The sequence below is a fragment of the Heyndrickxia sp. FW510-T9 genome (genome assembly GCF_058781025.1).
In genome coordinates this window covers 1-24,662 of record NZ_JBYSWK010000018.1, presented here as the reverse complement: position 1 = coordinate 24,662, position 24,662 = coordinate 1, and the positions used below count along the sequence as shown (strand labels likewise).

Annotated in this window: 22 protein-coding genes; 15 read left to right on the top strand and 7 right to left on the bottom strand. The window is 34.5% G+C overall.

Going from position 1 to position 24,662, the window contains the following annotated elements; genetic code table 11:
* Window positions 1-121 precede the first annotated feature (121 nt).
* A complete protein-coding gene (locus tag AC3WJF_RS11205; RefSeq protein WP_492452150.1) occupies window positions 122-1,411 on the top strand; it encodes a molybdopterin molybdotransferase MoeA in 1,290 nt (429 codons plus the stop codon).
* Entirely contained in the window at window positions 1,381-1,887 is a 507-nt protein-coding gene (gene mobB, locus AC3WJF_RS11200) for a molybdopterin-guanine dinucleotide biosynthesis protein B (RefSeq protein WP_492452148.1), read from the top strand. The genes AC3WJF_RS11205 and mobB overlap by 31 nt, the downstream gene beginning before the upstream one ends.
* Before the next feature lie 115 nt (window positions 1,888-2,002).
* Here the strand turns inward: mobB and AC3WJF_RS11195 are convergent, their stop codons facing one another.
* Entirely contained in the window at window positions 2,003-2,245 is a 243-nt protein-coding gene (locus AC3WJF_RS11195) for a YkuS family protein (protein ID WP_492452147.1), read from the bottom strand.
* A gap of 165 nt (window positions 2,246-2,410) precedes the next feature.
* The gene (locus AC3WJF_RS11190; RefSeq protein ID WP_492452145.1) at window positions 2,411-2,539 is read right to left on the bottom strand and encodes a YuzL family protein; all 129 of its coding nucleotides are present in this window, start codon (window positions 2,537-2,539) and stop codon (window positions 2,411-2,413) included.
* A 174-nt stretch (window positions 2,540-2,713) separates the two neighbouring features.
* Here AC3WJF_RS11190 and AC3WJF_RS11185 point away from each other — a divergent pair, with 174 nt between their 5' ends.
* Window positions 2,714-3,940: an MFS transporter gene (locus tag AC3WJF_RS11185; protein WP_492452143.1), complete on the top strand. Its 1,227-nt coding sequence runs from the start codon at window positions 2,714-2,716 to the stop codon at window positions 3,938-3,940.
* On the opposite strand, the gene brfA is transcribed toward AC3WJF_RS11185, so the two are convergent.
* A complete protein-coding gene (gene brfA, locus AC3WJF_RS11180) occupies window positions 3,926-4,138 on the bottom strand; it encodes a ribosome rescue factor BrfA (RefSeq protein ID WP_492452141.1) in 213 nt (70 codons plus the stop codon). The two genes, AC3WJF_RS11185 and brfA, sit on opposite strands and share 15 nt — an antisense overlap.
* 172 nt (window positions 4,139-4,310) lie before the next feature.
* On the opposite strand from brfA, the gene AC3WJF_RS11175 reads away from it, so the two are divergent.
* The 3 genes from AC3WJF_RS11175 (at window position 4,311) to mprF (ending at window position 10,333) form a co-directional block, all read left to right on the top strand.
* Entirely contained in the window at window positions 4,311-6,500 is a 2,190-nt protein-coding gene (locus AC3WJF_RS11175; protein WP_492452139.1) for a DNA topoisomerase III, read from the top strand.
* A 183-nt stretch (window positions 6,501-6,683) separates the two neighbouring features.
* Window positions 6,684-7,655, top strand: coding sequence for an oxygen-dependent tRNA uridine(34) hydroxylase TrhO (trhO, locus tag AC3WJF_RS11170; protein WP_492452137.1), 972 nt, complete (start codon window positions 6,684-6,686; stop codon window positions 7,653-7,655).
* A gap of 125 nt (window positions 7,656-7,780) precedes the next feature.
* Window positions 7,781-10,333, top strand: a complete 2,553-nt coding sequence (mprF, locus tag AC3WJF_RS11165) for a bifunctional lysylphosphatidylglycerol flippase/synthetase MprF (protein WP_492452135.1) — start codon at window positions 7,781-7,783, stop codon at window positions 10,331-10,333.
* A 32-nt stretch (window positions 10,334-10,365) separates the two neighbouring features.
* Here the strand turns inward: mprF and pepF are convergent, their stop codons facing one another.
* Window positions 10,366-12,177 (bottom strand): oligoendopeptidase F, encoded by a 1,812-nt coding sequence (pepF, locus tag AC3WJF_RS11160; protein WP_492452133.1) that lies wholly within the window; start codon window positions 12,175-12,177, stop codon window positions 10,366-10,368.
* Between the two features lie 215 nt (window positions 12,178-12,392).
* Here pepF and AC3WJF_RS11155 point away from each other — a divergent pair, with 215 nt between their 5' ends.
* The 6 genes from AC3WJF_RS11155 to AC3WJF_RS11130 all read left to right on the top strand — a co-directional run bounded on the left by AC3WJF_RS11155 (window position 12,393) and on the right by AC3WJF_RS11130 (window position 17,590).
* Entirely contained in the window at window positions 12,393-12,599 is a 207-nt protein-coding gene (locus AC3WJF_RS11155; RefSeq protein ID WP_492452131.1) for a DUF1657 domain-containing protein, read from the top strand.
* Between the two features lie 169 nt (window positions 12,600-12,768).
* Window positions 12,769-12,972, top strand: a complete 204-nt coding sequence (locus AC3WJF_RS11150) for a DUF1657 domain-containing protein (RefSeq protein WP_492452129.1) — start codon at window positions 12,769-12,771, stop codon at window positions 12,970-12,972.
* Window positions 12,973-12,988: 16 nt separating this feature from the next.
* Entirely contained in the window at window positions 12,989-13,855 is an 867-nt protein-coding gene (locus AC3WJF_RS11145) for a DUF421 domain-containing protein (protein ID WP_492452127.1), read from the top strand.
* 116 nt (window positions 13,856-13,971) lie between these two features.
* On the top strand, window positions 13,972-16,302 hold the full coding sequence (locus AC3WJF_RS11140; RefSeq protein WP_492452125.1) for a xanthine dehydrogenase family protein molybdopterin-binding subunit: 2,331 nt from the start codon (window positions 13,972-13,974) through the stop codon (window positions 16,300-16,302).
* A complete protein-coding gene (locus tag AC3WJF_RS11135; protein WP_492452123.1) occupies window positions 16,289-17,122 on the top strand; it encodes an FAD binding domain-containing protein in 834 nt (277 codons plus the stop codon). The genes AC3WJF_RS11140 and AC3WJF_RS11135 overlap by 14 nt, the downstream gene beginning before the upstream one ends.
* On the top strand, window positions 17,123-17,590 hold the full coding sequence (locus AC3WJF_RS11130) for a (2Fe-2S)-binding protein (protein WP_492452121.1): 468 nt from the start codon (window positions 17,123-17,125) through the stop codon (window positions 17,588-17,590).
* Window positions 17,591-17,629: 39 nt separating this feature from the next.
* Here the strand turns inward: AC3WJF_RS11130 and hpaB are convergent, their stop codons facing one another.
* From hpaB to AC3WJF_RS11115, 3 genes are all read right to left on the bottom strand, one after another.
* Window positions 17,630-19,063: a 4-hydroxyphenylacetate 3-monooxygenase, oxygenase component gene (hpaB, locus tag AC3WJF_RS11125; RefSeq protein ID WP_492452119.1), complete on the bottom strand. Its 1,434-nt coding sequence runs from the start codon at window positions 19,061-19,063 to the stop codon at window positions 17,630-17,632.
* 241 nt (window positions 19,064-19,304) lie between these two features.
* Window positions 19,305-20,924: an ABC-F family ATP-binding cassette domain-containing protein gene (locus tag AC3WJF_RS11120; protein ID WP_492452117.1), complete on the bottom strand. Its 1,620-nt coding sequence runs from the start codon at window positions 20,922-20,924 to the stop codon at window positions 19,305-19,307.
* A gap of 245 nt (window positions 20,925-21,169) precedes the next feature.
* Window positions 21,170-21,361, bottom strand: coding sequence for a hypothetical protein (locus tag AC3WJF_RS11115; protein WP_492452115.1), 192 nt, complete (start codon window positions 21,359-21,361; stop codon window positions 21,170-21,172).
* A gap of 153 nt (window positions 21,362-21,514) precedes the next feature.
* On the opposite strand from AC3WJF_RS11115, the gene AC3WJF_RS11110 reads away from it, so the two are divergent.
* The 3 genes from AC3WJF_RS11110 (at window position 21,515) to AC3WJF_RS11100 (ending at window position 24,382) form a co-directional block, all read left to right on the top strand.
* Entirely contained in the window at window positions 21,515-23,053 is a 1,539-nt protein-coding gene (locus AC3WJF_RS11110) for an FAD-dependent oxidoreductase (protein ID WP_492452113.1), read from the top strand.
* Between the two features lie 309 nt (window positions 23,054-23,362).
* Complete coding sequence (locus AC3WJF_RS11105; protein WP_492452111.1) at window positions 23,363-24,142, top strand: 3D domain-containing protein; 780 nt, start codon at window positions 23,363-23,365, stop codon at window positions 24,140-24,142.
* Window positions 24,143-24,211: 69 nt separating this feature from the next.
* Window positions 24,212-24,382 carry a hypothetical protein gene (locus AC3WJF_RS11100; RefSeq protein ID WP_492452109.1) on the top strand — a complete coding sequence of 57 codons (171 nt, stop codon included), beginning with the start codon at window positions 24,212-24,214 and terminating at the stop codon, window positions 24,380-24,382.
* Window positions 24,383-24,662 lie beyond the last annotated feature (280 nt).

The following is a 24,662-nucleotide window of genomic DNA, read 5'->3' as shown; positions in this document are numbered from 1 at the left end:
ACTGCTTTTTTTGTTGGAAAATCTTATACTAAAAGAAAAAGAATGACAATGAAGCTATCAAAATATCATTCAAGAAAAGGTAATAAGGTATAAAATGAAAGAAAATAAAGGGGGATGCAGAATGGTAGAACGGAGAAAGCCCATTTGGGTAAAAGAAGCAACCGAGAAAATAATGGAATGGAAAAAAAGAGGGGAAATAGAGTGGGTATCTATTGATGAATGCGATAATAGATTTTTAGCAGAGCCTTTAATTGCCGATCATGATGTTCCTCCGTTTGATCGATCCCCATATGATGGGTTTGCGATTCGGTCTTGTGATACTTTAGAGGCATCTAGTAATAATCCTGTACAATTTGATGTAGTAGATGAGATTGCTGCTGGTCAAGTTAGTATGAAACAATTACAAGAATTTCAGGCAATTCGGATTATGACCGGAGCAGCTATTCCGCAAGGAGCCGACTCAGTAATTATGCTCGAACTTGTGAAAGAAGAAACTTCCGTTGGTAAAAAATTCATTACGATAAAAAGAAAAGTAAAAGCAGGTGAAAATGTTTCTTTCCAAGGGGAAGATACAAAAAAGGGGCAAGTTTTATTAGAACAGGGAACGGTAGTTAATCCAGGAGTAAAGGCGCTTTTAGCGACCTTTGGATATCATAAAGTGCCAGTAGCAAAAAAACCGGTTATTGGGGTAATTGCAACAGGAAGTGAGTTATTAAGAGTGGATGAACCACTGGTACCAGGAAAAATCCGTAATAGTAATGGGTATATGATTGAATCGCAAATTAATCGAGCAGGAGCGTCTATTAAAAAATATGAAAATTGTGCAGATAAAATAGAATCATTGCTTACTGCCGTGAAGTCCGCAATGAATGAATGTGATATCATTCTTACTACCGGAGGAGTTTCGGTTGGCGATTTTGATTACTTACCGGAAATATATGAACAAATTGGTGCACAAGTTTTATTTAATAAAATTGCGATGCGTCCGGGCAGTGTTACTACGGTAGCGAAATGCGACAATAAATTATTATTTGGTTTATCAGGTAATCCATCCTCCTGTTATGTTGGATTTGAATTATATGTTCGTCCAATCATTCGTTATTGGTTATATTCCAACAAGCCTTTTTTAAGAAAGGCAACTGCCACTTTAAAAGAGGATTTCCCAAAACCGAATCCATTTAATCGCTTTGTTCGAAGTAAGTTGAGTTATGATAATGGATGTCTATATGTAGAGCCTGTTGGTTTGGATAAACCAAATGTAGTGACATCTATAGCTTGGGCTGATTGTTTAATGGTCTTACCTGGAGGTACAAGAGGCTATAAAACGGGTGATTTAGTAGATATCCTATTGATAGAGGATCAAGCGGGAAGTGAAGAATCATGGGTGGAACAACGAAAATCTTCCAGATAGTAGGGTTTCAAAATAGCGGAAAAACAACTCTTGTTCAGGAAATTATCGAATATGGAGACAGATCAGGTTTAAAGATTGGAACCATTAAACACCATGGGCATGGAGGTACTCCTGCAAAGGAAAACATGGAAAAAGACAGTGTGAAACATCTTAATGCTGGTGCAGTTTATGCGGCTGTAGAGGGCAATGGTGAACTAATAATAAAAAAACAATCAAAATATTGGTCATTGGATGAAATCATAGATTATTATGAACGCTTACCTTTAGATTTGATATTGATTGAAGGATATAAATATGCTTCATTACCGAAAGCAGTGATTATTAGAAATAGCGACGATCTTTATTTACTAGAGGAATTATCTAATATTCAAGTTGTCCTATCATGGATACCATTGAAAGATACTGTACCGTTTCCAGTCTTCTCCATAAAGCAAAAATCTAAATTTGTTGAGTGGTTCATTTCATTTTTATTTTAACCACTTTTTCATTATGGGAAATACAGTGAAATAGTTAATATTAATGAAATCATGATAACCCCTTTATCTATTTGGGATGAAGGGGTTATTTAGATGTTTTAGATTTATAGCTTATTTACTGAATTCTGCTTTCAACCTCTTGACATACTTCATCAGCTGACATGCCTCTTGCATCGATTACTGACCCTTGGATTATTACGTCTTGTATTCCCATTACATTTTCATCGCCACCAGTAACAACGCAGCAGTCACAACCCTTTGCATCCTGTTCATTTTTTAACTCCACAACATCATATCCTTTTTCGCGGAGAACTTGCGATACATTAGATAATGATTGTTCTACACCAATTTTCGCCAATTTCCTACACCTCCTCTTAATATTTTAGGCTTCCAAATAGATGGAAAAATATTCATTGTTTAGACAGTTATAGAATTTATCCATGTGATAACATTGTCTCCGTCTAGCTCCAGGTGAAATTTGTACTTCAATTTCAATAGCGCCTATCGGCTAGCACATTTGTTATTATCTTCCGTGCTTTTTTCTGGAAGCGTCCGCTTTTATCGTCCCAGTCTCCTCATTTGTTGTACCTTGCCCTTTAACCTGCGGTGAATTTAAACCTATCTTCGACGGGTCCTTTTTTCGATTCGCCATTCTTTCACCTCCATTATCATTTTTCCAAATGAAAGACTAACTATGTACGATGGTTTTATAGAAAAGTTTTTATTTTTTTATTTTAAAAACCATGTATAATCAGTTTATCGGTTTATTTCGGAAACCTAATAAAAAGAGAAGTATTAACATTTTATATGAAAGAGAGAGAAGAAAATGGCAGTAGCTGCAAAACAAAAACAAACTAATCTCCAATTAGCCACCGTATATGGCATTTTAGTTGCAATTAGTTCAGGGCATTTTTTTAATGATTCAATTCAAGCAGTTGTGCCTGCAATGTTTCCAATATTGCAAGATACATTAAAATTGAGCTATTCACAAATAGGGTGGATTGCGTTTGTAGTTAATATGACTTCCTCTGTAATGCAGCCTGTTTTTGGATATTATGCTGATAAGAAGTCGACACCGTTTTTGTTACCATTGGGAATGTTAATGAGTTTATTTGGATTAGTAGGGTTTGGGCTATCACCTAATTTTTATATAATCCTATGTTCCGTATTTTTCATCGGTATTGGTTCGGCTGTTTTTCATCCTGAAGGTTCTCGTGTTGCCTTCATGGCAGCTGGAAGTAAACGTGGGTTAGCACAGTCAATTTATCAAGTAGGAGGAAACTTCGGGCAGTCACTTGCACCAGTATTTACGGCACTTATATTTGTACCATTTGGGCAAAAAGGTGTTCTTTCTTTTGTAGGTGTTGCTATTATTGGAATCATTGTACTTAGCTTTGTATCGAACTGGTATAAAGAGCAAATAACATTAGGATTAAAAACGGCTAAGAAAAAAGTGGTAGAGGCTGTTCATAAGCCAATTAACCCAAAAATAAAAGCTGCAATGGTTTTGTTGGTATTTATTGTATTTGCCCGTTCCTGGTATTCTGCAGGCATCTCCAATTTTTATCAATTTTATTTAATTGATGATTACGGTCTTTCTGTAAAACAGGCACAAGTTTATATTTTTATCTTTATGATTGCAGGCGTAATCGGTACATTTTTAGGAGGGCCATTAGCAGATCGATTTGGTAAACGAAATATTATTTTGTTTTCTTTAGTTGGTGCTGCTCCGCTAACTCTAGTTCTTCCATATGTACCATTATTTTTAGTTATTCCATTATTTTTCCTGATTGGATTTATTATAACTTCCAGCTTTAGTGTTACCGTTGTGTATGCACAAGAATTAATGCCACAAAAAATCGGGGTGGTATCTGGCTTAATTGTTGGGTTTGCATTTGGGATGGGAGCTATTGGAGCTGTATTATACGGTACACTTGCAGATATATTCAGCGTTAAATTTGTGATGATTTTCTGTAGCTTTTTACCTTTATTAGGTCTGCTTACTCTATTTCTGCCGACCGATGACAAAGTAAGGGAACTAAATGCAGAATAAATAAGAAGGTCGATTATCTTTAAAATCCTCATAAGATAATCGACCTTTATGTTTAACTTGTGAAAGTAGTTCTTGTTTTGTTTTGTTTTTTCTTGTCCTCATATCAGCTAATGCATATACCCCTCTATTTTCTAATGGATTTCTTTTCCCTTCTCTTACAAGCTTCTCACGCCTTTTTTTAGCATTACTTTTTGCCATTAAGATCATCTCCTTTTTGTAAACGTATAATTATATTATAAATGTTGAAAAAGAAAAAAACACCTTAATATGATCAGATTTTTACTAAAATTGTCTTAGGTGTATCTAGAAGACTATTTATAAAAAACTATGGTATATTAGACCTTACAAAGTCAGTAAAGGAGTTCGAAATATGGGAAAAAGTGTAGTAATTGCGGAGAAACCATCCGTGGCACGTGATATAGCAAGAGTATTGAAGTGCACGAAGAAAGGAAATGGATTTTTAGAAGGAGACAAATATATAGTCACTTGGGCTTTAGGACATTTAGTAACTTTAGCTGATCCGGAAAGCTATGATAATAAATATAAAACATGGAATTTAGAAGATCTTCCAATGCTTCCAGAACGTATGAAATTAGTTGTTATGAAACAAACTGGAAAGCAGTTTAATGCTGTAAAAGCTCAGTTAATCCGCAGCGATGTCAATGAAATAATAGTAGCTACGGATGCTGGGAGAGAAGGAGAATTGGTCGCACGCTGGATTATTGATAAAGCAAAAATTCATAAGCCAATCAAACGATTATGGATTTCTTCTGTAACCGATAAAGCGATCAAAGACGGATTTAATAACTTAAAACCTGGAAAAGCTTATGAAAACTTATATGCATCCGCTGTAGCACGTTCTGAGGCAGATTGGTATATAGGCTTAAATGCAACTCGTGCATTAACCACTAAATTTAATGCACAACTAAATTGTGGTCGTGTACAAACACCAACTGTTGCAATGGTTGCTGCACGCGAAGACGAAATAAAGGACTTCAAACCGCAGAACTATTATGGCATTGAAGCTGTGACAGATAAGATAAAATTAACATGGCAGGATGCTAATGGAAATACTCGCAGTTTTAATAAAGAAAAAATAGAGAATATCGTAAAATCTCTTGGGAGTATTGATGGAAAAATTGTTTCCGTTGATCGGCAAATAAAGAAAAAATTCGCACCAGCTCTATATGATTTAACAGAATTACAACGTGATGCCAATAAAATCTTTGGCTATTCGGCAAAAGAAACATTGAATATCATGCAAAAATTGTATGAGCAACATAAAGTTTTAACATATCCTCGGACTGACTCGCGTTATCTATCGGCAGACATCGTTAGTACGCTTCCAGAACGTTTAAAAGCATGTAGTGTTGGGGAGTATCGTTCTCTTGCAAATAAGATATTAAAAAAGCCTATTAAGGCAACAAAATCATTTGTAGATGATAGTAAGGTTAGTGATCACCATGCTATCATTCCAACAGAGGGATTTGTAAATTTATCCTCTTTTTCAGATAAAGAACGTAAAATTTATGATCTAGTTGTAAAACGATTCTTAGCCGTATTATTACCTGCGTTTGAATTTGAACAATTAACAGTACATGCAACAATTGAAGATGAAAAGTTTATTGCACGTGGTAAATCAGTAATCCACGCTGGCTGGAAAGAAGTTTACGATAATCGTGATGATGATGATGAAACGACAGATGATGTAAAAGAGCAGTTATTACCACGTCTTGAAAAAGGTGATGTATTAAGGACAGAATTAATTGCTCAGACATCTGGACAAACCAAGCCACCATCACGTTTTACAGAAGCAACTTTATTATCAGCAATGGAAAACCCGACTAAGTACTTGGAAACAAAGGATAAGAAACTTGCAGAAACGTTAAAATCAACTGGTGGACTTGGGACAGTTGCCACTCGTGCTGACATTATTGATAAATTATTTAATTCATTCTTAATTGAAAAACGTGGTGGAAAAGAAATCTATATCACTTCTAAAGGACGTCAACTTTTAGATTTAGTTCCAGATGAATTAAAGTCTCCAGCAACTACAGCTGAATGGGAACAAAAGCTTGAACTAATTGCTAAAGGTAAACTGAATAAAAATGTATTCATCAATGAAATGAAAGAACATACAAAAGAAATAGTGGCAGAAATTAAAGCAAGTAATAAAAAATATAAACATGATAATATCTCAACTAAATCCTGCCCAGACTGTGGGAAACCAATGTTAGAAGTAAATGGTAAGAAAGGGAAAATGCTTGTCTGCCAGGATCGTGAATGCGGTTATAGAAAAAATGTAGCACGTGTAACGAACGCACGCTGCCCTCAATGTAAAAAGAAATTGGAACTTCGTGGTGAAGGGGAAGGTCAAATCTTCGCATGTCAATGTGGATATCGTGAGAAGTTATCTGCATTTGAAGCACGACGCAAAAAAGAGTCTGGTGGAAAAATGGATAAACGCTCTGTGCAAAAATATTTAAAGCAGCAAAATAATGCTGATGAACCAATAAATAACGCCCTTGCAGAGGCATTGAAAGGCATTAAATTCGACTAATTTTTAATTCAGTAAATGTTAATGCATTCTGACAGGAGAATTATGGGAGAATGTACACAAATTCTCCCTTGCACAATTGGAGTTATTTTTATACAATAATTTCTTGTAAGAGAAAAAGTGTATATCAACTACAGCCTAAATACATTTATATCTTGCAAATATAAATTCATAGGTGGTAATAATATGTCAGAAACAAAGCCTTACAGAGTATTATTATATTATTTTTATACGAATATTGAGAATCCTGAGGAATTTGCAGCGGAGCACTTAAAATTTTGTAAAGAGCTTGGTTTAAAAGGAAGAATCCTTGTTGCAAATGAAGGGATAAATGGGACGCTATCAGGTCCTGTAGAAGAAACAGAAGAATATATGAATATGATGAAAAATGATCCTCGTTTTGATGGGATTGTTTTTAAAGTAGATGAAGCTGATAGTCATGCATTCAAGAAAATGCATGTAAGACCCCGCAATGAACTTGTAACATTTCGATTAGAAGATGATGTTAATCCGAATGAACTTACTGGTAAGTATTATAGCCCAAAAGAATTTTTTGAAGCGATGCAAGATGAAAATACAGTAATTTTAGATGCAAGAAATGATTATGAGTATGATCTTGGTCATTTTAGAGGGGCAATTAAGCCTGACATTGAAACATTTAAGGAATTACCAGATTGGGTTCGTGCTAATAAAGAAATGTTTGATGGCAAAAAAATATTGACTTACTGCACAGGTGGAATTCGCTGTGAAAAGTTTTCAGGCTGGTTAGTTCGAGAAGGATTTGAAGATGTAGCGCAGCTTCATGGTGGAATCGTTTCTTATGGTAAAGATTCAGAGGTACAAGGTGAATTATGGGATGGTCAATGCTATGTATTTGATGAGCGAATTGCTGTTCCTATTAATCACAAAGAACATGTTATTGTAGGGAAAGAATATTTTACCGGTGAACCTTGTGAACGCTATGTAAATTGTGCAAATCCTGAATGTAATAAACAAATTTTATGTACTGAAGAAAATGAACATAAATATTTACGTGGCTGCTCCCATGAATGTCGAGTACATCCTAGAAATCTTTATATTAAAGAGCATAACTTAACACAAGAAGAAGTTGCTGAGCGATTAAGTCGTATTGAAGAAGAAAACGCAGTGACATTGTAGAAATAGAGAAAAAGATAGCAAATAATGCTATCTTTTTTTACCTTTCAAAACCATTAAATTAATAATTAGTTTTAAAATAGGAAAGTTTTAGTATATACTAGTGCTTAGGTCTAGGTGGAAAGCGGGTGCAATGTTTGAAGCTGAATAAGAAGGTTATATCTACTTTAAAATTCTTATTCCCAGTAATACTTCTTTTATTTATCTTTTTGGAATCCAGAAAAATGATTAAGAATTTTGATATAAATTTAATAAAAAATCATTTAGATCAAATAAATGTTCATAATGTCATAATAATTATTATCTTAGGAGTTATTGCGGTAACACCTATGATATTTTATGATCAAGTGCTTAATCGAATTCTGAACCTTGGGATACCAAAATTTGAAATGGCTAAATATTCTTTAACAATAAATACTTATTCCAATTTTATTGGTTTTGGAGGAGTAGCGGGATTAAGCTTACGTACATATTTTTTTAAAGGGAAGTACAAGGATCGTGGTGTCCTCGTTAAAAATATCGCGCAAATATCATTATTTTATTTAGCTGGTCTCTCCATTCTTAGTTGGATTGTTTCCCTTGGGATTATGCATACAAGTTTTTTGTCAGGGATGAAATGGATAAAGCTAGCTGTTTGGGTAATAAGTTTGTATGCGCCTATTTTAATTATTTTAACGAAAATTAGAGAACGAAAATCTCAAACAGAGCATTTTAAAACAATTCATATCATTGAATTGATTGTCATCTCCATTTTTGAATGGATGTTTGCTATCATGTTGTTTTTGTCCATCGCAAATATCCTTCATATACATATTACATTAAAGGAATTATTTCCTATCTTTATTGTTGCTTCTTGTGCCGGAATAGTAAGTATGATTCCTGGTGGGATTGGATCCTTTGACTTAATCATGATATTAGGATTTGAAAGTATCCATATACCAACAGAAAAAATATTGCTGATTCTGCTTTTTTATCGTATCAGTTATTATATTATTCCATTTATAATTGGTACTGTTATTTTTCTGAAAAAATTGTGGAAGGACTTGGACAAACCATATAGACAGGTAATACATTTCTTAGCGAGAAATATTAGTCATTGGATTATTACTCTTCTCGTTTTCTTCTCTGGAATTATTTTGTTAATTTCAGCAGCACTGCCTGGGGTATTAGAAAGAATCGCTTTTTTAAGGGGATTTCTTTCCTTTCCAATTATGAACCTATCGCATCAACTTTCTGTTGCAGCTGGTTTATTATTATTGTTTTTATCGAGAGGAATTGAATACAAAGTAAAATGGGCTTACTATTTCACCATGTTCATGTTAATATTCGCTGCAATTCTTTCTCTTACGAAGAATCTTAATTATGAAGAAGCAATCTTTTTATGTATTGTTGCTTTCATCTTATGGTTATCGAAAAAAAGTTTTTATCGTATTAATTTTGTTGTCACATGGGGTAGAGCGGTCTTTGATTTTATAGGTATTCTTTTCTTTATTATTTTGTATATATTCATTGGCTATATGAATTTACCGGAACATAGTCAGAAAATGAAAATCTCTCACGTTATCCGAAAATATATGATTTTAGATTCAAGTGATCTATTTAAAAGTGCACTCTTAGGTTTAATCATAGCGCTAATTGTCATTTATTTTGTGTACTGGTTAAGAAAACCTTATGAAGCCCAATTTCGTTCATCTATAACTGAAACAGATAAGATTATGCAACATTTACAAAAATACGGTGGAACGGTTCTCTCACATCTAATATTTTTACATGACAAAATGATTTATTGGAGCAAATCAGGAAATGTACTGTTTGCTTTTCAAAAATATGCGGACAAGCTTGTTGTGCTAGGAAATCCAGTAGGGGATGAAAGAGAATTTCATGATTGTATTGAAGAATTTCACGATGTTGCAAATCTGTATGGCTATACACCAGTTTATTATGAGGTTACAAAAGAGATGCTACCAAAGCTGCATGAAAATGGATATGACTTTTTCAAATTAGGAGAGGAAGCATATGTTAAAGTTGAGGAGTTTTCTTTATCAGGAAAAAAAATGAAAAATTTAAGAGCCGCAAAAAACAAATTGGAAAGAGAAGGCTTTTCCTGTACCGTTCTAGAACCTCCATTTTCTGAAGAATTATTAAATCGTCTTCAATTCATATCAGAGGAATGGTTACAAGGCCGACTTGAAAAAGGTTTTTCATTAGGTTTCTTTGATAGGGATTACATAAATTCGGGCCCTATTGCAGTTGTACAGAATAAAGATGGAGTTGCCATTGCTTTTACATCTTTAATGCCTAAATATGATGAGCATGAAACGGTATCATTGGACCTAATGCGACAGTTGTCTGATTCACCACCTGGGATTATGGATTTTATGTTTCTTCAACTATTTGAATGGGCAAGTCAAAATGGTTATAAACGTTTTAACATTGGGATGGCACCACTGGCAAATGTTGGTTTATCAAAATATTCGTTTCTCGGAGAAAAGCTAGCGTCTCAAATATATTTGCATGGTAATTTCATCTACCATTTTAAGGGGCTTAAAAATTTTAAAGAGAAATACGCAGATACATGGGAACCGAAATACTTGGCGTATCGAAAAAAGACTTCTCTCCCTTTAATTATGATACAAGTAGCTCTACTTATCTCAAAAAAACGCCCTAAAACCGACGAATAATCGGTAGGGCGTTTTTTTTCTACTTTAATAATTTATTCATAACTCTTTTCTAACTCATCAATTAAATACCCAACGTAAGCGACGGCTTTTCGAATGGCATCTGGTTTTGACATATCAACACCGGCTTTTTTTATTAAATCAAGTGGTTTTAACGTACCACCAGATTTTAATACATCTAACCAGCGATCTACCGCCGGTTGTCCTTCTTCTTGAATCATTTGTGAAGCTGCGGTAGAAATCGTTAATCCAGCGGAATACGTATATGGATATAGTCCCATATAATAATGTGGCTGACGCATCCATGTTAAACCTGCACCTTCATCTAACTCAACAGCATCACCCCAGAAGCTAGTTAATACATCGTGTTTTTGCTCGCAAAGTGTTTTGGCTGTCAAAGGTTTTCCATCTTCTGCAAGATTGTAAATTCTTCTTTGGAATTCACCCTCAAGAAGATGAGTAACAAAGTTATGATAGTAAGTACCTAATAAACTAGAGATTACCCAGCGTTTCATGCGTTTATCATTTGTTTTCGCTAAGATATGATTAGCAAGTAATAATTCATTCATAGTGGATGGTGCCTCAACAAAATAAGTAGAAGGACGAGTATTCACCAATCTTTGATTAGCCCCTGCAAGATAGAAATGGCCTGCATGCCCTAACTCATGTGCAAGGACAAAGGCGCCACGCATTGTATCTGTCCACGTAATTAAAATATATGGATGTACGCTGTATGGACTAGAACAAAATGCACCTGTTGATTTACCGATATTATCAGCTAAATCAACCCATCTTTGTGTTAAGGCGGTTTTCATAATTTGGCTATATTCTGGTCCCATTACTTCAAGAGCATCAATAATCATATTAGTTGCTTCACTATAAGTTGTTTTTGGGTTAAACTCTGGATCTAATGGAGCCTTTAGGTCACAGAATAACATTTTATCTAAACCTAGTTCACGTTTTTTCAAATTAGCATAACGCTGCATATGTGGAGCTAATTCTTTTTGAATGATATCTAATTGATTATGATACATTTCCTCTGATACCTTCTGAGAGTGCAAAAGCATTTCAGTTACAGACGTATATTTACGAGCACGCGATAAAGTAACTTGTTTCTTTACTTCAGTGGCATAGGTTGCAGCAAAAGTGTTTTTATATTTTTCAAGCGTTTTTATGAATGAATCATACGACTTTCTACGAACATCTGTATTTGGTGATAACTCATAGCGGTCCTCATAAAGGGCAAATGACATTGGTAATTCATTACCGTCTCCATCGATTGAGTCGAATTCCATATCAGATGACTTACCAAGCTGATAAATAGTATATGGAGAATTATGTATTTCACTTAAAGATGCTAATAGCTCTTCTACTTCAGGAGAAAGGATATATTTCTTTTTTTCTAATAAATCATTTAATTTATTTTTAAATACAGTTAATTCCGCTTCTTCCTGTAAATATTTTTCAACTGTTCCTTCAGGAAAAGATAAAATTTCTGTCTCGATAAAAGATAATGCAGCACCTAATTTTGCAAGCATGGATGCAACTAAAGAAGAATTTCCTTGATTAACAGGATTAGAACCGTCTTCAGAAGATTTAAGACTAGCATAAGTCGCTACTTTTATCACCCGTAAATAAAGCTCTTCCTCTGCATTTAGGCAATCCAATAATACCTTTGCGCTCGTATTAAGCTTTCCTTTAAATTGGCTAACCTGCGAAATATCGCTTTCAACAGATTTAAGTTCTGCTTCCCAGTGATTATCAGAAGCAAATAAATCTTCAAGATTCCACGTGTTTTCAACAGGAACTTCAGAACGTTTTAATCTTTTCTCAACGGTTTTTTGCATTTTTATTCCTCCTTAAAAAATAAGAATTATGGGAACATTTCGTAACACTAACAATTATATATTAAATTGAAATAATTGAATATAACTATTTAAATAATATGAATCATTCTAAAAAGAAAGGGAATTATTTCAAATAATAAAAGGTCGTATATATTCACAAAATAAATTCGTTCAATACGAACAAATTTGATTCAGGAAAAATGGAGGGTGCTTGTATGACGGTTATTAATAACATTAAACAAACAGTATCTGGTTTAAAAAGTGCACAAGCAAACTTAGAAAGTTTTGCATTGGCTACTGATAATAAACAAGCAAAGCAACTTTATCAAACATGTGCACAACAAACTCAATCTATTATTGACACATTAACTCCAAGAATGAATGAGGTTGAACAAGAAGAACCACAATATAAACAACAGTAAGAAAAATTACTTCTATCGGCGGTTTCCATTCGAGGAAGCCGCTGGAAAAAAAACTTTTGTGAGTTGGTGAATCCCTTGAAGAAGCCTTTTTACTAGTGTAAGACCAGCGATCGGACGGGGAATTGCCAACTTGCACAATCGACTATTTCACGAAAAAAGGGGGATAACGATGACGATTGCATCAGATGTGAAAAATTGTATTGCTAGTCTTAGTGGTGCAAAGGATAATTTTAGTCATTTAGCGATTCTCTCAAGAGATGATGAATCAAAGCGACTGTTTCATGAATGTATGATGGAAACAGAAGAGATTATTCAAGATTTGCAAAATCGCGTTTATGTATTGGAAAGAGAAGAACCACAGTATAAGGGTTAAGGAGTGAGAGTGTGTAATGAATTTACCAGAGTGGTTAGACATTGTAATTAGGTCTCTTTCATTACTTATTGTTCTGTTCATACTTACAAAAATTCTAGGTAAAAAACAAATTTCACAACTCTCGCTTTTTGAATACGTTGTAGGAATAACGATAGGGAATATTGCTGCTCAAACCTCAACAGGGGTAAAAGATAACTTTTTTTATGGCATCTGTAGCTTGTTAGTTTGGACAGTTATTCCTCTTTTTATAAGCCTGATCACATTAAAGAACAAAAAATTAAGAGAGCTTTTAGAAGGAAAAGCTACAGTTGTGATAAGAGACGGGAAAATTCAAGAGGATAATTTAAATAAAGAAAAATATAGTGTAGATAATTTAATGGAGCTTCTTCGCCAGAAAAATGCTTTTAATATTGCCGATGTTGAATTTGCAGTCCTAGAACCAAGCGGTGATTTAAGTGTTTTATTGAAAAAAGAAAGTCAGCCACTATCACCAAAGGATATCCGGTTAGTAGTCCCATCGGAAAAAGAACCTCAAACTGTTATTATGGAAGGAAAAATATTGGACGAACCATTAGGATTAAGTGGTTATAATCGTGCATGGTTAGAAACAGAACTGCAAAAACTTAATGTTGCTTTAGACAATGTAGTTGTTGGCCAAATTGATTCATACGGGAAATTAACTGTCGATATTTTTGATGATAAAATTCAAATCCCAAAATCACAGGAAAGAGCGCTTTTACTTGCCACGATTAAAAAATGTCAAGCTGATTTGGAACTATTTACGCTTGCAACCGAATCAAACGACGCGAAAAAAATGTATAAAAAGAACGCAGATAAATTAACAAAGATGATACAGCGTGTCAAACATTTACTTAACGAATAAAACTCGTCAAATTTGGCGGGTTTTTATATTTTTCAAAGACAAGTTATCACATATATTTCAAAGCCTAAGCATATAGAAATAAAAGTACAATTTATTTGTTATGGAGGTAAATCCTTATGTCTGGTTTGGGCAAAAGCATTTTAAGAAAGGAAGCCCTTAACAAGGTAACAGGCAATAGTAAATATATAAATGATATGGCTTTTTCGCATGTATTAGAGACTGAATTCGTTTTAAGTCCATATGCACACGCAAAAATTCTTTCTATAGATATTTCTCACGCTAAAAGTATACAGGGTGTTAGAGCAATTATTACTGGAGAAAATCTTCCACTAACCGGTGAAGATATTTTTGATCGTCCTCCTCTAGCTTATTCAAAGGTACGATATTATGGTGAACCCATTGTCATGATTGTAGCTGAAAAAAAGTATCAAGCAAAACAAGCCGCAAGCCTCGTAAAAATATCGTATTCACCACTTCCGTTAGTCAATTCACCACAAGAAGCGATGAAGCAGAATTCACCCCTTGTTCATGAGAACCTTGGTAATTATCAAGTGAGTCAAGGTGTATATCCAGTACCTGGGACTAATATCGCCAATCATACCAAAATCAGAAAAGGAAATATTGAAGACGGATTCTCCAAATGTGATGTCATTATTGAAAAGAGTTATTCCTTTACGCAAGCGGATCATGCTGCTATGGAAACAAGATGTACAGTTGCAGAAATAACTCCTGCCGGGCATGTAATTATTCATTCTGCATCACAAGCACCATATTTAATAAAAAAATCAATATCGAGTATTTTTAATATCGAAGAAGGAAAAGTAGATGTTCATACACCATTAGTAGGTGGAGCTTATGGTGGGAAGGCTGCCATTCAGCTTGAATACCTAGCTTTTATCGGCTCTAGAGCGGTAGGTGGGAAACCTGTTAAAGTGTTGAATTCAAGAGAAGAAGATCTTATTATGTCTCCTGTTCATATTGGACTTGATGCAATCGTTAAAATTGGTTGCAGCTTTGATGGAAAGATTCAAGCAGCAAAAATAACTCATTGGTTTGATGGAGGAGCATACTCAGATAAAGGAGTAGATATGAGTAAATCCGCAGCTATTGATTGCACAGGTCCTTATAATATAGAAAACGTATGGTGTGACTCCTACTGTATGTATACAAACCATCCATACACTACCTCTTTCCGCGGATTTAGTCACTCAGAGTTGACGTTTGCCATTGACCGAACTATCGATATATTATCCAAGGAAATAAAGATGGATCCGATAGATTTTCGAATTAAAAATGCCATTAAACCAGGGGACACAACTCCTACACAAACAGAATTAACAACAAGTAATATAGGTAATGTTACAAAATGTTTCAAACGCTTAAAGGAACTTATCGGACCCAATATTGAATATAAGCAAAAAATTGGCTCGAATAAAATAAGATCACTTGGGATTAGCGGTTTATGGAAGACTTCCAATATAGATTCTGATGCTGGTTCAGGAGCCATTATTACTTTTAACGATGATGGCAGTATGAATCTTAATTGTGGATTAGTAGAACTTGGTCAAGGCACCAAAACAGCGCTAACACAAATCATTTCAGAACGTTTCCAAATAGATGTAAACATGGTCCATGTGAAGATGGCAGTTGACACAGAAATTACTCCCGAACATTGGAAAACGGTCGCAAGTAGGGGGACGTTTATGGTTGGTAGAGCTGTAATGGATGCTTGTAATGATGCCATTGAGCAATTCAAACATATTGCAGCGAAAATATTACTTGTGGAAGAAGAGGACTTAGAAGTAGGGGAAGGAAACGTGTATTTGAGAGCGAATCCAGCTAAAAGCATTCCAATGGCTGAACTTGCACATGGATATAAATATCCAAAAGGAAATGCTATTGGAGGAGAGATTATAGGTAGGGGTAAATACATCTTACGAAATATTGTACCAATTGATCCCGATACCGGAAAAGGTGTTCCTGGTCCTGAATGGACTGTTGGCGCAGAAGCTGTGGAAGTTGAATTTGATATTGAAAACTTCACATATGAGTTGAAAAAAGTGTATGCAGTAATTGATTGTGGAAGACTAATAAACCCTTTACTTGCAACGGGGCAGGTAATGGGGGCAGCGCATATGGGCTTAAGCTTTGCCACAAGAGAAAAATTTGATTTTTCTAAAGAAGGTGTTGTGTTAAATCCCCAACTAAGAACATACCATTTGTTAAGATATGGGGAAAATCCTGAATATATTGTCGACTTTGTAGAAACTCCATTCTTAGATTCACCATATGGAATTCGTGGAATTGGAGAGCATGGTATTATTGGAATTCCTGCTGCGTTATCAAATAGTCTATCAAATGCAATGGGAACGGAAATTTATACATTACCATTAACTCCTGAAAACCTATGGCGGACTAAAATGGAGAACCGATATGATACCTTTTAATTTTGAATACTATAAACCACAATCTATTCAGGAAGCTGTTGATTTATTTCACCAACTTAAATTACAAGGGAAAAAATCAATGTATTTTGGTGGTGGTACAGAAATTATTACGCTTGCAAGAATTAATCTGTTATCAACAGATGCTGTCATTGATATAAATGGAATACGTGAGTGTAATAGTTTATTGTTAGAAAATCAAAATTATATTCTGGGTTCTTGCATTTCTTTAACTCAAGCAGTTTATCAGGATAGCTATCCATTATTAAGTCAAACGGCCAATGAAATTGCTGACCAAACGGCTAGAAATAAAATTTCATTAGGTGGAAATATTTGCAGTAATATTCGGTTTAAGGAAGCGATCCTTCCATTCTTAGTGGCAGACGGTAAAGTAGTGATAGCAGATGAAAATGGTGTTAAAATGATCTCCCTTAAAGATGCTTTTAATGAGGAATATCAGTTACCATCTGGTACACTGCTTATTCATTTAGTAGTAGATGAAAAGTATATTAAAGCACCTTTTTTTGCAAAGAAAATTAGAACAATTGGTACGGTTGGTTATCCTGTTATCTCTATAAATGCAGTTAAATTAAACGGAAGATTAAAAATTGCAGTAAGTGGGGCATCAAAATTTCCCATCCAAGCGGATATTGTTGATGAACAATTAAATCTTAGACAATTACCATTTAAAGAAAGGATAAAAAAAGCATTGGAGCTTTGGCCGCAACCTATTATCGATGATATTCAAGGGTCCGCCAAATATAAAAATTTTCTATTAGAAAATACCATGCTTGAATTATTTCAGAAACTGGAGGTTGAGTAAATGACTGACTTCAAGTTTTTCAATGGTTTCTTACAAGTGAATGGGGAAGAAAGGGAGGTCCATTTTCGTGCAGCAGATACATTATTAACAGTCATTCGAAATGGATTTGGATTAACTGGAACGAAATATGGTTGTGGAAATGGAGATTGTGGAGCATGCACAATCATGGTAGATGGCTGGCCGCAAAAATCATGTTTAATGCTAGCTATAGAAGCAATAGAGAAAGATATTATAACTATTGAAGGGTTGAAATATTCTCCTATCCAAAAAGCATATGTCGAGAAAAATGCTTTTCAATGCGGATTCTGCACTCCTGGGTTCATAATGAATGCTCATTCTCTATTAACGATGTTTCCTAATGCCGATAATAAAACCGTACAAGACTGGATGGAATCAAATATATGCAGATGTACCAGCTATCAGGAAATGATGGAGGCGATTCATAGTGTGATAAAACAAACGGAGTAACCAATCAAAAAGCGATTGGTTACTTTTTAAATGGGAAAATTATGTTAGAAATTCTTTAATATACTTTACATATTCATCTTTCGGATATCCGTTATATAATCCCATCGATAATTTAACTGGATCACCGAAGAAGAATCGTTCAAAATGAGTTTGTCTTGTTCCAAATGGACTCATACATAGATCCCATGCTAAACGAAAGAGCTTCACTTTATCTTCTGCGTATGAATTGGCTCCTTGAAGATATTGATCAATAAAGTGCCGAATAGGTGAATGAAAATCCTTATCCGTAGGGAGTGTAATTAAACTGCTACCACTCAGCAGCTGAATAATTTCTATTAATCTCGGATATATACGAGGATAATAATTAATGGCTGCATTTAGTGGTTTCGCATCGGGGACTAAAGTTCCCCAATTATTTTTCTTTGCTTGAAGTTCAGCAGAAAAGTGTAATCCTTTTAATATTTCAAGTGTAACGATAATTTCAGTAACTTTGTCTTTTACATGCTGATATTCTCCAATATTAATAGCTTCAACAATAGCTTCAGACAGTCCGAGGATAAATTCTGTCTTCACAATCATTCTAGTAAGAGCTTGATAGAGCAATAATGTATTAAAATTAGTATCACTGAACATCGAAAATGCGATGTTGTAATCTTTATAAAGAAATACATTTTCCCAAGGTACTAAAACATCATCAAACACTACAATAGTATCCATTTCTTCAAAACGTGATCCGAGGGGATAATCGAATGGTGAATCACTTAATACAAAAGATTCACGGCAAAGAAATTTTAAACCCGGTGTATTCGAAGGGACTGTAAAAGCATAAATATAGGATTCATCGATAAAGTTTCCACCGGCAGGAATTACTAAAAGCTGGTCTGTTATTCCTCCTTGTGTAGACAATAACCGAGCTCCTTTAATAATAATTCCATCAGAATTTTCTTTGATAATTTTTGCTGCAATAATATTGGAATCAGTATCTTCAAAATAGCTAGCAGAGCGATTCACTTGCGGATTGATAAAAGTATGTGTGAATGTTAGGTCATGCTCCTTAGCTTTTTCGTATGTCCGAAGAATATTAGCGCCGAATTTTGGGTCGCTATTTCCAAATAATTTGTGTGCAGAACCTAATGCCATTATTCCTGTGTTTACATAATCTGGTGATCTTCCTAATAGTCCGGCGTTTGTCTTAGACCATAATATCGTTGCATTCCTTCTCTTTTCTAAGTCTTCCGAGCTCTTTGGCTGTTGAAAGGAAAAGTTTATTTCATTATTTGAAGAGGACATATATGTTAAAAGTTCTTTGTGGGTGGTGTCTTTTTGAAGATCAAATAATGCGGCCTTACTTTTTATTATGCCTTGAAAGGCAGGATGCTGTGAAATGTTTCCTGTAATTTTCTGTCCATTAATCCAAACCTCATTTTTTAAGTTGTCAATTCGTTTTATATATTCAAGCCCTGATATTGTCATACAAACTCCACACCTTTTTTGAATATACTTATATGTATATGAAGTCCGATTGAAAAGGTATTTAGTTTTTTATATAAAAAACTATCATGAACAACTACATAATTATTCAGCAAGGGAATGTAAGTCGAGCTCCTATTCTTAAGCTGTTATTCGTTCTTCATAAAAGCTTGATAAAGCAAATCGACCAACATTTTATGGTTAAATAAAAAAAGGAATCAACACATGGTTGATTCCTTAAAATTTATGCATATAGTTTTTGTAATTGGTTTTGAATTTCATCATTCTCTAAATATTCGTCGTACGTCATTTCTTTATCGATCATTCCGTTTGGTGTTAGTTCAATGATCCGATTCGCAATTGTTTGGATAAATTGATGATCGTGAGATGCGAAAATCATTGATCCTTTAAAGCGAATTAAACCATTATTCAAAGCAGTGATGGATTCCAAGTCTAAGTGGTTTGTCGGCTCATCCAGTAACAGTATATTTGAACCACTAAGCATCATTTTTGAAAGCATGCAACGAACCTTTTCACCACCAGACAATACATTTGCTTTTTTCATCACTTCTTCACCAGAAAATAGCATTCTGCCTAGGAATCCTCTTAAAAAGCTTTCACTCTGATCAACAGGGGAGTATTGTCTTAACCAATCAACAAGATTCAATTCTCCATTTTCAAAGTACTCGGAGTTATCCTTTGGAAAATAAGCTTGCGTAGTAGTAATACCCCATTTAAAGCTTCCGCTATCAGGCTCCATTTCACCTGCTAAAATTTTGAAAAGGGTTGATTTGGCAATTTCATTTTGGCCAACAAGTGCAATTTTGTCATCCTTATTCATAATAAAGCTGACATTATCCAAAACTTTTACCCCATCAATTGTCTTTGTTATTCCTTCTACACGAAGCAAATCATTTCCAATTTCCCGTTCAGGGGTAAATTGAACGTAAGGATATTTACGGGATGAAGGTCTTATATCATCTAAAGTAATTTTGTCTAATAGCTTTTTGCGCGATGTTGCTTGTTTCGATTTAGAGGCATTTGCACTAAATCTTGCAATAAAAGCTTGAAGCTCTTTAATGTGTTCTTCCTTTTTCTTGTTTGCATCCTGTGCCAATTTTTGAGCAAGTTGGCTGGATTCGTACCAGAAATCGTAATTGCCTACGTAAAGCTGGATTTTACTGAAGTCTAAATCAGCAATATGGGTACATACTTTGTTTAAGAAATGGCGATCATGAGATACTACGATAACCGTATTTTCAAAGTTTATGAGAAATTCCTCTAACCATTGGATGGCTTTTAAATCTAAATGGTTGGTTGGCTCATCTAATAACAAGATATCTGGTTTTCCAAATAAGCTTTGCGCAAGTAAAACCTTTACTTTATCTGCACCTGTTAGCTCTTCCATTTTTTTAGCATGAAGTTCTTCGCCAATTCCAAGACCTTTTAATAAAATGGCAGCTTCTGATTCTGCTTCCCATCCATTTAATTCTGCAAATTCACCTTCGAGCTCAGCAGCCTTCATGCCATCTTCATCTGTGAAATCAGCTTTCATATAGATAGCATCTTTTTCTTGCATGACTTCATATAGGCGTTTGTGACCCATCATTACTACTTTTAATACTTCATGCTCCTCGAATTCAAAGTGATTTTGCTTTAACACCGCTAATCGCTCGCCAGGTGTAATATGGACATCACCTGTTTGGGCTTCCAATTCACCTGATAAAATTTTTAAAAAGGTGGATTTACCAGCACCATTGGCACCGATTAAGCCATAACAATTACCAGGTGTGAATTTAATGTTAATATCTTCAAATAGTTTACGATCACCATATCGTAAACCTACATTATTTACTGTAATCAATTCATTACAACCTCCACATATAATATCTGTTTGATTATACCATGTAAAAACTCTAAAGGCATCTTAATTCGCCTAGTTATGATATTTGCACTGTTATCATGATTTTCTTCTTTCAACTGAAATTAAGTTGTTGTTGACCTGAATCATTGCATAGTTATACTGTTCAACATATTGACCAACAAATTTTATTTATAAAAAAAAGCTAAAATCAGTACACTGACTTTAGCAATTGTGTGTGTTTCATATTATAAATTTTCATTTTGCTGCCCTATTTCATCCTTTGCGATAATTCCATTGGCATCTTTCAGGTGTTCGTATTCATTAACAGAATCTCCGGGAGCATATTTATTGCCGGTTGCATTATCAGCAGCTGTATTAATCGTAATATTTGGCTTTTTTGGTGCATTCGTTAAAATTTCATCATGTTTGTTACTCATCATCTCTCTCCAATCTCATGTTATCTATAATAAAAGCATTTCTAAACGCCTAAAAACTATTCATTAATTACAAATTATTTTATTACCAATTACATGACTTTCATCTTTTATGTAAAAGCTAATGAAAAGTATTTGTAATTGGAGGTATTAATTATGCCAAATGAGGATGCTAGTCAGATACTCATGCCACAATACCCAAAAACATTATGGCGAGATAAAATAGAATTGCCAAAATTTTCACAGCTTCTTGAGGATATTGAAGTAGATGTCACCATTGTTGGCGGAGGAATTACAGGTATTACTACTGCTTATTTATTAGTAAAGGAAGGATTCAAAGTTGCAATATTAGAGGCAGGTATTCTTCTAAACGGTACTACTGGTCATACGACAGCTAAGGTTACGGCTCAACATGGTTTAATTTATTATGAACTTATCCAAACGATTGGGATGGAGAGAGCAAAGTTATATTTTGAAGCAAATAAAGATGCCATAGCATTTATTCAAAATACTATTAAAGAACATAATATTGATTGTGATCTCACATCCGAGGACGCATTTATTTATACAAATTCTGACGATTATATTAATAAGTTGAAAAATGAAATGATAGCCTATGAAAAGTTAGGAATAAGGGGAGATATTTCAGATCGAGTCCCAATAGATATTGCGGTTAAAGCGGCAATTAAAATGAACGATCAAGCACAATTTCACCCACTGCAATATTTAAAACCATTAGTCAATTACATAGTAGAAAATGGTGGATTAATATTTGAGAATACAACGGCAGCTGACGTTGACAAAGGGGATAAATTAATTGTAAGGATTAATGAGGGGCCATCTGTAATTAGCAAATATGTATGTGCATGTTCCCACTTTCCTTTTTATGATGGGCTTGGCTTTTATCCGACTAGAATGTATGCAGAAAGATCATATATTATTGCGATTAAGCCTGAAAAGGAATTTACTGGTGGTATGTATATCAATGCGGAACAGCCTACGCGTTCATTTCGAAATGCTATATTTAATGAAGAAAAAGTTTTGCTAGTAGCTGGTGAAAATCATAAGACGGGGCAGGGAATTTCTACTATTTTACATTATCAAGCATTAGAGGAATTTGCTGAGCAAACATTTGGTATGAAAGAATACCTATACAGATGGTCTGCTCAAGACTTGACGACATTAGATAAAGTTCCATATATCGGTCAAATTACAGAAGGTCATCATAATATTTTTGTCGCAACCGGGTTTCGAAAATGGGGAATGACGAATAGTACTGTCGCTGCACATTTAATGAGAGATCTTATATTGGAAAAAGATAATCCATATGAAGATCTATTCACTCCATCGCGGTTTGGTGAAACAAGCTTTAAATCATTTCTTTCCACCAATGTAGATGTTGCAAAACATTTAATAGAAGGAAAATTTGAGTACCCATTAAAGAATATTAGTGATTTAGATGTAGATCAAGGCTCGGTTGTTAATGTAAATGGAAAACGAGCAGGTGGTTATCGAGATAAAGATGGGAAGGTACATATTGTTGATACAACTTGTACACATCTTGGCTGTGAAGTGGAATGGAATTCAGGTGATCGCACATGGGATTGTCCATGCCATGGTTCAAGGTTTTCTATTAATGGTGATGTCATTGAAGGACCAGCGGAAAGCCCGTTGAAGAAAATTGCAGAGGAATAACGATAATATAGCCTACTCTTAATGAGTAGGTTTTTTTGTGAAAATTTTTTGGTCAATCTGCTTGAACAACCTTTAGAAGTAGGGAAGATCATTAAATATTTACAGTTTTAGTTATGAGAGTACGCTTTTAAATGTTAATTTTTTTCGAAATTTATAAATGTTTCTATTTATTACAATGTGACATTTGATACAAGAGATGAAAACGGAACGTAATGAAATGAACATGTTGTTGTTATTGTACTGTTATTTTCGTGTGTTAGTATTGGCAATGTTAGTAAATTTTTTTACTAGCAAAAGGGAGGTAATTGAATGAAAAAAGCATTTACAGCTATAGCTGCCGCGTTTACGTTGACAGGATTTATAACTGGAAATACTTTTGCTGCCGAGTACAAAGTTAAACAGGGTGATTCATTATGGAGTATATCAAATAAACAACATGAAACAGTATACAATATAAAGAAATGGAATAATCTAACATCAAACTTGATTTTTCCACACCAAAAACTAACCATAATAAATCAAAAAACATATAAAGTGAAAAATGGAGATAATATTTGGAATATAGCTAAAAAGTATCATGTAACGGCTAAGCAAATAAAAAAGTGGAATAAATTATCTTCAGATTTGATCCATCCTAATGATAAATTAGTAATCTATCCAGAAGGAGATACGAAAAAAGAAACAAAATCTATCGTATCTAAATCAATAACATCTTCTTCTGCAAAGAGTACTAATGTGGCAGTTAAGCCCGTTAAGGAAACAAAAAAACAGGCAGCAAATAAAACAGTAGGACATGTAAAAAAGGTAATTCAAATGAAAGCAACGGCGTACACTGCTAATTGCGAAAAATGCTCTGGTATTACAGCAACGGGCATAAACATAAAAAAACACCCAGAGAAAAAAGTAATCTCTGTTGATCCAAACATTATTCCATTAGGATCGAAAGTGTATGTTGAAGGATATGGTTATGCAGTTGCAGGCGATACAGGCGGCGCTATTAAAGGAAATAAAATTGATATTTTTATCCCATCTCTTGCAAAAGCAAAGAATTGGGGAGTACGTACCGTAAAAGTGCAAATCATAGACTAGTATTTTAAGAGGTTTAATCTATTTTTAATAGATTTGCCTCTTTTTTATTTTTACCACTGGTTTTAAGTAATGAAACAAAAAGCTTTGATTAAATTTATTAAGTTGGTGGCGGGAAAAGATGGTACAAGTTATTTTGGTGGAAGAAAAAGGGAGTTAGAGAGGAGTTGGCTCACATTGAAAGGAATATGGGTCACATTAATTGGAATGGAGGGAGCGAAAAAGAAAAAGCGGGGCACATAAATGTAAAATTAGGGAGCGAAAGAGGAGCAGGGTCACATTAAATAGGATATGGGTCACATTAACTGGAATGGAAGGAGCGAAAAAGAAGAAACAGGCACATAGATTCAGAAATAGGGAGCGAAAGAGAAGGGAGGTCACATTGAAATGAATATGGGTCACATTAATTGGAATGGAGGGCACAAAAAAGAAGAAACGGGTCACATAGATTCAGAAATAGGGAGCGCAAGAGAAGGGAGGTCACATTGAAATGAATATGGGTCACATTAATTGGAATGGAGGG